Raw genomic sequence first — 12,168 nt, 5'->3', positions numbered from 1 at the left:
GAGGACCGCGCCCGGCGCATCCGCCGTACCCGCCGCGCAGAGCGCGGACCAGGCCAGGGAGGCGCTGGGAGCCCTGCGCGCCGAGGTCTCCAAGGCGGTCGTCGGCCAGGACGCCGTGGTCACCGGGCTGGTGATCGCGCTGCTCTGCCGGGGCCACGTGCTGCTCGAAGGCGTGCCCGGCGTCGCCAAGACCCTGCTCGTCAGGACACTGTCGGCGGCGCTCTCACTCGACTTCAAGCGGGTGCAGTTCACCCCCGACCTCATGCCGGGCGACATCACCGGCTCGCTGATCTACGACGCGAAGACGTCGGAGTTCGAGTTCCGAGAGGGGCCGGTCTTCACGAACCTCCTGCTCGCCGACGAGGTGAACCGCACGCCGCCGAAGACGCAGGCCGCGCTGCTCGAGGCGATGGAGGAGCGTCAGATCAGCGTGGAGGGGGCGGCGCGCGCGCTGCCCGACCCGTTCATCGTGGCCGCCACCCAGAACCCCGTCGAGTACGAGGGCACCTACCAGCTGCCCGAGGCGCAGCTCGACCGGTTCCTGCTCAAGCTGACCGTCCCGCTGCCGCCTCGCGACCAGGAGATCGCGGTGCTGGAGCGGCACGCGCTCGGCTTCGACCCGCGCGACCTCTCGCACGTCAAGGCCGTGGCAGGCGCCGCCGACCTCGCCGCGGGACGCGCGGCGGTCGGCAAGGTCCACGTGGGCCCCGAGGTGCTCGGCTACATCGTGGACATCGCGCGGGCGACCCGCCAGTCGCCCTCGCTCCAGCTCGGTGTCTCCCCGCGCGGCGCCACCGCGCTGCTCGCCGGGGCGCGGGCCTGGGCGTGGCTGTCCGGCCGCACCTACGTGACGCCCGACGACGTCAAGGCGCTGGCCAGGCCCGCGATGCGGCACCGGATCCAGATACGTCCCGAGGCCGAGCTGGAGGGCGCGACCGCCGACGGCCTCATCGACGCCATCCTCGCCTCCGTCCCCGTCCCCCGCTGACCATGGCGCTGACAGGACGGGCCGCGCTGCTGGCGCTGCTGGGCACCCTGGCCGTGCTGTTCGCCCCCCGGCCCGGGCTCGCCGTGGCCGGGGTGGCGCTGCTGATCGTGGCGCTGGTCGCGGTCGACCTGCTGCTGGCCGGGAGCGTGCGCCCGCTGCGCTTCACCCGCTCGGGCGAGCGGCTGGTACGGCTCGGCGAGTCGGTCACGGTCGAGCTGATCGTGGAGAACCCCGGCCCACGCAGGGTGCGCGGCGTGCTCAGGGACGCCTGGCCGCCCTCCGCGGGCGCCACGCCCCGGCACCTGCCGCTGGACGTTCCCCCCGGCGAGCGCCGCCGGCTGGTCACGACGCTCACCCCCACCCGCAGGGGCGACCGCGAGGCGGTCACGGTGACGGTGCGGACGCTGGGCCCGCTGGGTGTGGCGGCCCGCCAGGGCTCACACCGGGTGCCCTGGTCGGTCAGGGTGCTGCCGCCGTTCCTCAGCCGCAAGCACCTGCCCGCCAAGCTGTCCAGGCTCAGGGAGCTGGAGGGCCGGCACCCGTCGATGATCCGGGGGCAGGGCACCGAGTTCGACTCGCTGCGGGAGTACGTGGTCGGCGACGACGTCCGCTCGATCGACTGGCGGGCCACCGCGCGCCGCGACGACGTCGTGGTCCGCACCTGGCGGCCCGAGCGCGACCGCCGGGTGCTGATCGTGCTCGACACCGGCCGTACCTCGGCCGGACGGGTGGGCACCGCCCCGATCCCGTTGGCCGGGGAGGTGCCGAGGACCGGCGCCGGGAGCGGGTCGCGGGTCGTGCCCGGCTGGCCCCGCCTCGACTGGTCGATGGACGCGGCGCTGCTGCTGGCCGCCCTCGCCTCCCGGGCGGGCGACCGGGTCGACTTCATGGCCCACGACCGGGGGGTGCGCGCCTGGGTGTCCGGCACCGGCCGTACGGAGCTGCTGTCGTCCCTGGTCAACACCATGGCCCCGATCGAGGCCGAACTGGTCGAGGCCGACTCCGCGGGGATGGTCGCGGCCGTCATGGCGCGGGCCAGGCGACGTTGCCTGGTCGTCGTGCTGACCGACCTCAACCCGGCGGCGCTGGAGGAGGGGCTGCTGCCCGTCCTTCCCCGCCTCTCCTCGCGGCACCTGGTGCTCCTGGCCGCCGTCTCCGACCCCCAGGTGGCCGAGATGGCCGCCGGGCGCGGCACCTCCGAGCTGGTCTACGGCGCGGCGGCGGCCGAGCATCTGCGCGCGGGACGGCGCAGGATCACCACCCTGCTGCGCCGTCAGGGGGTGGAGGTCGTGGACACCGCCCCCGACCAGATCGCCCCGGCCCTCGCCGACGCCTACCTGGCGCTGAAGGCGGCCGGGCGGCTCTGAGCCGCCCCGGCACGCACCGGTGCCCAGTCGGCCGCCCGGAGCCTCGGGGGTTCGACGCCCGGGGCCGCGTGGCGCTCACGCGGCACTCCGAGCCACCGGAGTCCGGCCTGGGCCGGGCACTCCGCCGGGGCCGAACGCTCAGCCGGCGCGCTCAGCCGGGGCCGCGGAACGCTCAGCCGGCGCTCGGAGCCAGGTCGGGGGCACGTTCGATGTCCCCGCTCTCGCCCGCGGCCACGGCGCGGCGGCCGAAGAAGATCACGTAGGCGAGGAACGCGACCTCCGCGACCACCCCGATGCCGATCCGCGCCCAGGTGGGCAACCCCGAGGGCGTGACCAGGCCCTCGATCAGCCCGGAGACGAACAGCACCACGACCAGGCCGAGGGCCACGCTCATCACGGCTCTGCCCTGCTCGGCCAGAGCCTCCGTGCGCCTGCGCGGACCGGGGTCGACGACCGTCCAGCCGAGGCGCATGCCGACGGCAGCGGCGAGGAACACCGCGGTCAGCTCCAGCAGGCCGTGCGGGGTGATCAGCCCGAAGAAGATGTCGAGCTTGCCGCGCGAGGCCATCAGCCCGGCGGAGACGGCCACGTTGAGCGCGTTCTCCCACAGGACGTACGGGATCGGCAGGCCGAGCAGGACGGACATCATGATGACCTGCATCGAGACCCAGGCGTTGTTGACCCAGACCTGTCCGGCGAACGAGGTCGCCGGGTTCTCCGAGTAGTAGTCGGCGAAGTCGTGCTCGACGAGTTGGGTGATCTCCTCGGGGGTGGCGATCGCCGCCTGGACCCCGGGGTTCTCCCCCACCCAGACCGCGACGACCGTGGAGACCAGCAGGAACGCGACGCCCGTGGCCAGCCACCAGCGACGGGCCCGGTAGGCGACCACCGGGAAGGAGACGGTGAAGAAGCGGACGAACTCCCGCCAGGCCGGGGTGTGCGCCCCGGTCACCGCGGAGCGGGCTCGGGCGACGAGCGCCGACAGGCGGCCCACCAGGATGGGATCGGCGGAGGCCGAGCGGACGAGGGACAGGTGCGTGGCCACCCGCTGGTAGAGGTCGACCAGCTCGTCGACCTCGGCGCCGTCCAGCGAGCCGCGACGCCGGACCAGATCCTCGAGACGATCCCAGGCGGGCCGGTGCGCGGTGACAAAGGCGTCGATGTCCACGCGATCAGCCTATCCAGTCGAAGGTAGGGTGCTGGTTGTGTCCGATGTCGTAACCGGCGAGGCCGTGGTCGTCGAGGTCCGCGTGGCCCAGCTCCCGAGCAGGGCCGCGGCACTGCTGATCGACATGGCGATCCAGATCGTGACCCTGCTGGGGGCCTCCCTCCTCGTCGGCAACCTGGGATTCCTGGACGATCCGGCGCTGACGACGATGGTCTACATCGTGCTCACCGTGCTCGTGGTCGTCGGCTACCCGGTGACCTTCGAGACGCTCACGCGTGGGCGCAGCCTGGGCAAGCTCGCGCTGGGGCTGCGGGTCGTCAGCGACGACGGCGGTCCCGAGCGGTTCCGGCAGGCCCTGTTCCGCGGGCTGGCGGGGGTCCTGGAGTTCTGGATGCTCAGCGGTGCCCCCGCGCTGATCAGCTCGCTGATCTCGGAGAAGGGCAAGCGGCTCGGCGACGTCTTCTCCGGCACCATCGTGATCTCCGAGCGCGTCCCGCGGCAGTACGGGCCGCCGCTGGACATGCCGCCGATGCTCGCCTCGTGGGCGGCGACGCTGGAGCTGTCGCGGCTGCCCGAGCAGGTGGCGGCCACCGCACGGCAGTACCTCATGCGCTGGCACGACCTCGCCCCGGCCGTCCAGCACGAGATGGGCGTGCGCATCGCCACCGAGATGTCGGCCTTCGTCTCCCCGCCCGCCCCGCCGGGTGTGCCGCCGTTCGCCTACCTGACCGCCGTCCTGGCCGAACGCCGTCGCCGCGAGCAGGCGCGCCTGGCTCGGCGAACCGGCGGGCACCGGCCGGAGCGGCAGTGGACAGGTCAGCCGCACCCTCCCGCCCCGTACGCCGCTCCGTACGTCCCTGCTCCTTACGCGCCTCCCGGATCGGCGCCTCAGCCCGATCACCGGCCGTCGCAGCCGCGGATCCCCCTGCCGCCTCCGGCGGGGTCGCCCCACCCGGCCCCTCCCCCGCCCACGTCCCCGCCTCCCGCGCGGCGGCCCGACTCCACGCCCGGCGGCTTCGTCCCCCCCGCCTGACCTGACGGCTTCCGCACCCCCGCCTCCCCGCAGGCGGGCACTCACGCCGGTGAAGAGCGTCGTGCCGGATCACAGGATCCGGAGCACGGAAAAGGGGCGGCGGGAAGGCCCACCGCCCCTCACGTACGCCTCGCGGGCGACCGCGTCCCCTCGGGGGCGGCCGCTCGGACGGTCAGTGGTGGCCGTGCTCTCCGTAGGAGGCCTGGGTCTGCACGTTCAGCCGGTCCATCCGGACGTTCTTGGCCGGGTCGGTGCGACGGTCGTCGATCCTGAGGACGTCCAGCCCTCGGTAGAAGTCGCTGGCGTAGACATAGCCGTTGTAGTAGTACGCCGACCAGATGCCGCCGCCTCCGCCGTCGGGCTCGGGGCCGCGCTCGAAGTAGCCGATCTCCTTCGGACGGGCCGGGTCGCTGAGGTCCACGAAGGAGACGCCGCCCTGGTACCAGGCCTGGACCATGATGTCCTTGCCCTTGACCGGGATGAGCGAGCCGTTGTGCGCGACGCAGTTCTCGCTGTCGGCCTGGTGGCGAGCGATCTTGAAGTAGCTCTTGAAGACCAGCTTGCCGCGCTTGATCTCGTAGATGGCGTCGGCGCCGCGGTTCGGGCCGATCGCCTCGTTGCAGGTCGCCGCGCCGCCACCGCCGAGCTCGTCGGTGAAGATGACCTTGTCGCCCCTGTTGTTGAACGTCGCCGAGTGCCAGAACGCGAAGTTCGGGTCGGTGGTCCGCGCGGTGATCACCGGGTTCTCCCGGTCGGAGATGTCGAACAGGACGCCGTCACCCATGCAGGCCCCGGCCGCGATGTTCTTCTCCGCGTAGACGGTGATGTCGTGGCAGCCGCTGGTCGGCAACAGCAGGCCCGGCTGCGTCTCGTTGCCCCCGTCGGGGAAGATGACCGGCGTCTTGACCACGGCGGCGGCGGTCGGGTTGCGCAGCGGCACCTTGATGATCGAGATCTTGTCGTGCGGCGGCAGGCAGTCGGGGAACGTGTCGCTCGGGTTGTAGGAGGAGACGTAGAGGTAGACGTTCTTGCGGTCCCCGGTTTTACCGGGAACAAGGGTCAGGGTGTGGGAGCCGCAATTGGTCTCGACCGACTTGATGTACTTGGGGTTTTTCTTGTCCTTGATGTCGAAGATCCGGACACCCTCCCACGACTCCTTGACGCTGGCCGGTTGGCCGACGCTGTTACAGGAGTCGTCGCTGCGGGAGTTGTCGACCGCGGCGAACAGCAGGTCGTCGTAGACCGACACGTCCATCTGGGAGCCGGGGCACAGGACGCCGCTGACCAGCTTGGCGCGCTTCGGGTTGCTGATGTCGTAGATCGAGAAACCGCCGTAGTTGCCGACGTAGGCGTAGTTGCCCTGGAAGGCGATGTCGCTGTTGACGGTGGTCTCAAGGCCGGGAAGCTTGGGCAGGGTGCCGACGTGTGTCACGTTGGGGCTGGTGACGACCTCGCCGGGTGGAGGGATGTCGGCGGCCTGGGCCGAGACCGTGGACGTCAGCATCGCGGCGGCCGTGGCCACCACCGCCAACGTCCGGGCGACCCTTCGGGGAGCGAACACTGCGGGTGCCTCCTTGAAGCGGACATAAGGCATGCATAAATTAGCAAACCGTCCACCTTGACGCCCGAGTCAACATCACGTGACTTTGTCACAATAAAATTTAATTCAACCTCTTTACTTACGCTCCAGAAAAGTTTATGGTCTTACCCCTTTTGTGGCCCACCGCCGGGTTCCGGCGCGAGCGACGGTCGCCGGGCGCCCGTCCGGCGCCCGGCGACCGTCACATCAGAGGTCAGTGCCCCTTGTTGTCGGGCTGGTAGGAGTCCTGAGTCTGCGGGTTCAGGTCCTTGAACTTGACCTTGTCCGCCTTGTCGAGGCGAGCGTCATTGATCTTCAGAACGTCAAGACCAAGGTTGAAGTCGCTGCCGTAGACGTGGCCGTTGTAGTAGTACGCCGACCAGAAGCCACCGCTGAGCCGGTGGGCACTGTCGGGGCCGCGCTCGAAGAAGGCGATCTCCTGCGCGTTGGCCGAGTCGGTGAAGTCGACGACCGAGATGCCACCCTGGTACCAGGCCTGGACCATGATGTCCTTGCCCTTGACCGGGATGAGCGAGCCGTTGTGCGCGACACAGTTCTCGGTGTCGTCCTGGTGGCGGGGGATCTTGAAGTAACCCTTGAAGGCGAACTGGCCGTCCTCGATGTCGTAGTAGGCGTTGGCGCCGCGGTTCGGGCCGATCGCCTCGTTGCAGGTGGCCGCGCTGCCGCCGCCGAGCTCGTCGGTGAAGACGACCTTGGTGCCCTTGTTGTTGAACGTCGCCGAGTGCCAGAACGCGAAGTTCTCGTCGTCACGGACCGTGGCGGTGACCTTCGGGTCGACCGGGTTGGAGATGTCCATCAGGATGCCCTCGCCCATGCAGGCGCCGGCCGCGATGTTCTTCTCCGCGTAGACGGTGATGTCGTGGCAGCCGCTCGTCGCCGAGGTGCGGTAGGGGTACGGCAGGCTCTCGCCCGGGTTACCGCCGTCCGGGAACAGAACCGGCGTGGCGACGACCTCGGCGGCCGTCGGGTTCTTCACCGGCACCTTGATGATCGAGATCTTGTCGTGCGGCGGCTGGCAGTCGGGGAACGACGCGTTCGGGCTGTAGGAGGAGACGTAGACGTAGACGTTCTTCTTGTCACTGCCCTTGCCGGGGACGAGAGTCAGGGTGTGCGAGCCACAGTTGGTCTCGACCGCCTTGACGTACTTGGGGTTCTTCTTGTCGCTGACGTCGAAGATCCGGACGCCCTCCCACGACTCCTTGATCGCGGCGCTCTGGCCGACGCTGTTACAGGAGTCGTTGTTGCGCGAGGAGTCGACCGCGGCGAAGAGCAGGTCACCATGGACGGACAGGTCCATCTGGCCGCCGGGGCAGACCACCGAGCTGACCACCGAGGTCTTCTTCGGGTTCTTGATGTCGTAGATCGAGAAGCCGCTGTAGTTGCCGACGAAGGCGTAGTCGCCCTGGAACGCCATGTCGGTGTTGATGTCTGTCAGGTTGGCCGGCTTGGGCACGTTGGTGACGTGCTCGACGTTCTCGCTCTTGGCGATCTCGCCCGGCGCCGGAATGTCAGCGGCCTGCGCGGGTACCGCGGCCAGAACCGTGGCGACGGCGACCCCGGCCACGAACAGGAAACGGCTGGTCAAGCCCTTCCCAGGGGGGGTGGACACTATGTACCTCCTTGATCCATGCACTGATAAAGCGTGCATAAATGTCTGAATCGTCCATCCTGTACGGCCAGTCACGCAAGCTGTCACAGTGTCAGCAACTGTTTTCGACATGCGGCCTTTACGGACAGCACCCGGAGGGGTTACGGTCTTGCGGCACTGGACATACGGCCCGAAACATCCCGTATCTCCCGCATGGGCCCCTCTCCTCGCGTCGGCCGACCCGTTAGGGTTGGGGTGTTCCGCGGCGGCCACGGTGGACGTGGCGTTCCAGACGGGACGGGGCATGCCGTGTGTGCGTGGAGCTGCGGAGCTTTGGACGTGCCCGACCCGCGGATCGACAGATCCCACCGGGGCCGGAAGCCGATATCCCCGGCTCTCGGGCCGCGGAAGGACGTAATGGACATTCACGAAGGAGGCCGGGTGCGCGTCGCGCTCATCGCCGTAGTCGCCGCCCTGTCTCTCAGCGCGTGCACCTCGGAGCCCGAGGCCCCCGCGACCCCCGAGGCCGCCCAGGCCTCGGCGCCGGTGATCGTCCCGGGCAGGCCCGGTGAGGCCGCCAGGACCGTCGACCCGAGCGAGGCCGCCACGCTCGTGCCCTCGCCCACCATGAACGCGGCCGACGTGAAGTACCTCCAGGACATGATCGTTCACCACCGCCAGGCCCTCGACATGGCCACCCTCGCCCCGACCAGGGCCGAGCACACCAGGCTCAAGGGCCTCGCCTCCCGCATCAAGGACGCGCAGGGGCCGGAGATCCAGTTCATGACCACCTGGCTCCAGCAGCAGGGGCAGCGGGTTCCCGAACACCATGCCGGACACGGCGACATGCCCGGCATGGCCACGCCGGAGCAGATGGAGGCGCTCAAGGCCGCCTCGGGCAAGGACTTCGACCGGCTCTTCCTCCAGCTCATGATCGCGCATCACCAGGGCGCCCTCGCGATGTCCGAGCAGGTCCTGACCTCCGGCTCACACGTGCGGGTCGAGGAGCTGGCCAACGACATCTCGGTCACCCAGACCGCCGAGATCCGCAGGATGCGGGAGATGCAGGCCGAGCTCTGACTCGCCCCCTTCGTGGACGGCTCGCGAGGATCGCACCGCGCTTCGCCTCCGCCGGACGCTCATCCCTGAGCACGCACCCGGCGCGGACCGCCGTCGCCTTGACCGTACGTCGTAGCCCCACGGCAGGGCGTCCAGCGCCTCGACCGGATCGACTCCGGCCATAGAACGGCCATAGAACGAACACGGAATGGACACGGAACAGGCACGAATCGGCGAATCAGCGAGTCGTCCGCCCCGACAATTCGGCCGACAAATCATGACTTTGCCGGAACAAAATTTGATTCACCCCTTTACTTGATCCTCAGAAAAATTTACAGGCCACCTTCTTTCCTGTTCGCCCCCTCTTGGGCGACGGCCAATATCAAAGATCGGTGACCATTGTCCTCGTCGCCGGAACAGCCGCCCGCCCGCGCCTTTCCCGCCCCCTCCCCGGGCGAACGCGCCCCGGCCGGGAGGGGGAACGACGATCAGCCTGAAGCGGGACCGCCCAGCTGGGCGAGGAGCTTCTGCATGCGGTCGATCTCGATGCGCTGGTCGGCGTCGACGTGGGAGGCGTAGGTGAAGATCTCCGTTTCCTGGCCGCCACCGTCGGCGAACAGCTTCTCGACCATCTGGAGCGCGCCCGTGTGGTGGATGATCATGTATTGCACGAAGAGCCGGTCGAAGTCCTTGCCCGTGGCCTTCTTCAGCTCGGCGAACTGCTCCTCGTTCAGCATCCCGGGCATGAGCTCCCCACCTGCGCCGGAGTGATCGTGGTTCGCGTCCGGCACCTTCTGGTCGCGGTCCTGGAGCCAGCGTCGCATCAGCGCGACCTCGTCCTCCTGGGACGCCTGCATCCGCTGGGCGATCAAAGTGATGTCCCGGTTCTTGCTGCGGGAGGGCACCAGGTCGGTCATCCGCAGCGCCTGGGCGTGGTGCGGGATCATCCCCTGCATGAAGAGCACGTCGGCGGCGGTGAACAGGGTGTCCGCGACCGTTGGCATCGAGGAGGCGGCGAGCGTCTGTCCGCGATCTCCCGGGGCTCCCGGCTGAACGATCACCGGAGCGGCCGACGCCTTGGGCGACTCCGTGGTGCATCCGGCGAGCATGCCGACCGCGATCACGAACATACTTACATTTCGCCATTTGGGCAGTGAAGTCATTATGTGAACCTCTTGCACCCTTCTAGGTAGCGGCCATCCGGAACAGTAGATATGTCAGGGTATAGAACATCAAGGCCGCTTCCGTTACAGTTCGGCGTGTAACACCAAAGTGGATCTCCCCCCCAGCTGGCGTCACAAAGAGGCACCGGCAGATCCCGGGTCGCCCTTCGCGATAGATCACCTAGGGAGGGGATGCCCGAAAGAAAGGGAAGCGGCCCGTGAGAGGTAGCCGTTCGGCGCGTGGGGGACGTGCCAGACTACAAAAGCTCGGGATGATCGCGATAGGTGCGGTGTTGGCAGGACTCCTGCCGGCCACGGCCTCCGCGGCGGCCGACGTCGACCCCCGCATCGGTCTTGGTGCCGGATGGTTGGACGCCCAGGAAGCCATCAGCAACCTGGAGAAGACCGCGCACCTGGACAGGCCGGAGGGCTTCTACAACCCCTCCAGCCCAGGTAGCGGCTCGTACCTCAACTCCGACCTGGCGTTCAGTGGGAACTACGCGTTCTCCGGTAACTACAACGGTTTCAACATCTACGACATCTCCACGGGCAGCACGCCCGTTCTGAAGACGTCGGTGGTCTGCCCCGGTGGGCAGGGCGACCTGTCGGTGCAGGGGAACCTGCTCTTCATGTCGGTCGAGGAGACCCGCGGTCGGATCGACTGCGGCACCCAGGGGGCCACCGGAACCGTCAACCCCGACCGGTTCCGCGGCGTCCGTATCTTCGACATCAGCGACATCGAGCACCCGACGCAGGTGGCGGCGGTGCAGACCTGCCGTGGTTCGCACACGCACTCGCTGGTGACGAGCAAGAACGAGCCGGAGAACCTGTACGTCTACGTCTCCGGAACCTCCAGCGTGCGCTCCGGCCAGGAGCTCGCGGGCTGCGCCAACACGGCGGCGACCGACCCGGCCACCTCGCTGTGGCGGATCGACGTCATCCGGGTTCCGCTCGCCGCTCCGCAGAACGCCGCGGTCGTGAGCAACCCCCGGCTCTTCACCAACGAGGAGACCGGCGCGATCAACGGGCTGCAGAACACGCCGCCCACCCCGCAGCACCCGGCCGGCACCAACTGGTCGCCGTCACCGGTCACCAACCAGTGCCACGACATCACGTCGTACCCGGAGATCGGTCTCGCCGCCGGCGCCTGTGCGGGTAACGGCATCCTGATCGACATCTCGGACCCGACGAACCCGAAGCGGATCGACGCGGTCTCCGACCCCAACTACGCGTACTGGCACTCGGCCACCTTCAACAACGACGGCACGAAGGTCGTCTTCACCGACGAGTGGGGCGGCGGCTCCGGTGCGCGCTGCCGGACCACCGACCTGCCGTCGTGGGGTGCGAACTCGATCTACGACATCGTCGACGGCAAGCTCGTCTTCAGGAGCTACTACAAGCTCCCGGTGCCGCAGACGACGGCGGAGAACTGTGTCGCGCACAACGGGTCGCTCATCCCGGTCCCCGGTCGTGACGTCATGGTCCAGGCCTGGTACCAGGGTGGCCTGTCGGTGTTCGACTTCACCGACTCCGCCAACCCCAAGGAGATCGCGTTCTTCGACCGCGGCCCGGTCAACGCGTCCTCGCTGGTCACCGGCGGCTTCTGGTCCGCCTACTGGTACAACGGCCACATCTACGGTAACGAGATCGTGCGCGGTTTCGACACCTTCAAGCTGAAGCCGAGCGAGTCCCTCACCCAGGCCGAGATCAACGCCGCGGCGGCCGTGAAGACCGACAGGATCAACCCGCAGAACCAGACGAAGTTCACCTCCGGTCTCTCGGTGGCCCTCACCGCGCAGGCTCGTTGCGTGGGTACCACGGCGCACCTGGCGGTCACGGCCGTCAACAACGGCACCGTGCCCGCCGACATCGCCCTGTCCACCCCCTACGGTTCCAAGACGTTCGCCAACGTGGCCCCGGGCAAGCAGGCCTACCAGTCCTTCAACACCCGGACCGCGCAGCTCGCCGCCGGCACCGCGACCGCCACGGGCGCCGCGACCATCGGCGGCCAGGCGGTAACCGCCGACCACAACGCCGCCTACAACACGCTCAGCTGCTGACCCGACCTCAACGGCGACACAGCACACACCCTTGAACGTCGCCACTTTCAACCGGGGCCGGCCGACAGACCGGCCGGCCCCGCCCCCCATAAACGGAGCAAGCCCATGAAAACCACCCGCACCACCCGGGTCATCGCCGCGT

9 protein-coding genes are annotated in these 12,168 nt (G+C 68.9%); 5 read left to right on the top strand and 4 right to left on the bottom strand.

Annotation, left to right across the window (positions count from 1 at the left end; all coding sequences use genetic code 11):
* The first annotated feature begins 64 nt into the window (after window positions 1-64).
* Both AB0B96_RS36390 and AB0B96_RS36385 read left to right on the top strand, forming a co-directional pair.
* Window positions 65-988, top strand: coding sequence for a MoxR family ATPase (locus tag AB0B96_RS36390; RefSeq protein WP_350946616.1), 924 nt, complete (start codon window positions 65-67; stop codon window positions 986-988).
* 2 nt (window positions 989-990) lie between these two features.
* The gene (locus tag AB0B96_RS36385; protein WP_362906251.1) at window positions 991-2,355 is read left to right on the top strand and encodes a DUF58 domain-containing protein; all 1,365 of its coding nucleotides are present in this window, start codon (window positions 991-993) and stop codon (window positions 2,353-2,355) included.
* A gap of 172 nt (window positions 2,356-2,527) precedes the next feature.
* Here AB0B96_RS36385 and AB0B96_RS36380 read toward each other — a convergent pair whose 3' ends face one another.
* Entirely contained in the window at window positions 2,528-3,523 is a 996-nt protein-coding gene (locus AB0B96_RS36380) for a stage II sporulation protein M (RefSeq protein ID WP_350946491.1), read from the bottom strand.
* Window positions 3,524-3,560: 37 nt separating this feature from the next.
* Here AB0B96_RS36380 and AB0B96_RS36375 point away from each other — a divergent pair, with 37 nt between their 5' ends.
* On the top strand, window positions 3,561-4,556 hold the full coding sequence (locus AB0B96_RS36375; protein ID WP_362906249.1) for an RDD family protein: 996 nt from the start codon (window positions 3,561-3,563) through the stop codon (window positions 4,554-4,556).
* A gap of 172 nt (window positions 4,557-4,728) precedes the next feature.
* On the opposite strand, the gene AB0B96_RS36370 is transcribed toward AB0B96_RS36375, so the two are convergent.
* Window positions 4,729-6,060, bottom strand: coding sequence for a hypothetical protein (locus tag AB0B96_RS36370; protein WP_362906309.1), 1,332 nt, complete (start codon window positions 6,058-6,060; stop codon window positions 4,729-4,731).
* A gap of 289 nt (window positions 6,061-6,349) precedes the next feature.
* The gene (locus AB0B96_RS36365) at window positions 6,350-7,765 is read right to left on the bottom strand and encodes a hypothetical protein (protein WP_362906247.1); all 1,416 of its coding nucleotides are present in this window, start codon (window positions 7,763-7,765) and stop codon (window positions 6,350-6,352) included.
* Window positions 7,766-8,161: 396 nt separating this feature from the next.
* Here AB0B96_RS36365 and AB0B96_RS36360 point away from each other — a divergent pair, with 396 nt between their 5' ends.
* Complete coding sequence (locus AB0B96_RS36360; protein ID WP_362906245.1) at window positions 8,162-8,824, top strand: DUF305 domain-containing protein; 663 nt, start codon at window positions 8,162-8,164, stop codon at window positions 8,822-8,824.
* A gap of 467 nt (window positions 8,825-9,291) precedes the next feature.
* On the opposite strand, the gene AB0B96_RS36355 is transcribed toward AB0B96_RS36360, so the two are convergent.
* Window positions 9,292-9,933 (bottom strand): DUF305 domain-containing protein, encoded by a 642-nt coding sequence (locus tag AB0B96_RS36355; protein WP_362906243.1) that lies wholly within the window; start codon window positions 9,931-9,933, stop codon window positions 9,292-9,294.
* A 305-nt stretch (window positions 9,934-10,238) separates the two neighbouring features.
* Between AB0B96_RS36355 and AB0B96_RS36350 the strand changes: the two genes are divergently transcribed.
* Complete coding sequence (locus AB0B96_RS36350) at window positions 10,239-12,026, top strand: hypothetical protein (RefSeq protein ID WP_362906241.1); 1,788 nt, start codon at window positions 10,239-10,241, stop codon at window positions 12,024-12,026.
* Window positions 12,027-12,168: the final 142 nt, after the last annotated feature.

Origin of the sequence: Streptosporangium sp. NPDC049046 (assembly GCF_040649155.1) — a bacterium.
Taxonomy (GTDB): domain Bacteria; phylum Actinomycetota; class Actinomycetes; order Streptosporangiales; family Streptosporangiaceae; genus Streptosporangium.
This window is presented reverse-complemented; position numbering and strand designations above follow the sequence as displayed.

Bases quoted from the DNA above. Each gene is read 5' to 3' on its own strand.
- AB0B96_RS36370 (WP_362906309.1), bottom strand. From the start codon at position 6,060: ATGCTGACGTCCACGGTCTCGGCCCAGGCCGCCGACATCCCTCCACCC.
- AB0B96_RS36355 (WP_362906243.1), bottom strand. From the start codon at position 9,933: ATGTTCGTGATCGCGGTCGGCATGCTCGCCGGATGCACCACGGAGTCG.
- AB0B96_RS36350 (WP_362906241.1), top strand. From the start codon at position 10,239: ATGATCGCGATAGGTGCGGTGTTGGCAGGACTCCTGCCGGCCACGGCC.
- AB0B96_RS36385 (WP_362906251.1), top strand. From the start codon at position 991: ATGGCGCTGACAGGACGGGCCGCGCTGCTGGCGCTGCTGGGCACCCTG.
- AB0B96_RS36360 (WP_362906245.1), top strand. From the start codon at position 8,162: ATGGACATTCACGAAGGAGGCCGGGTGCGCGTCGCGCTCATCGCCGTA.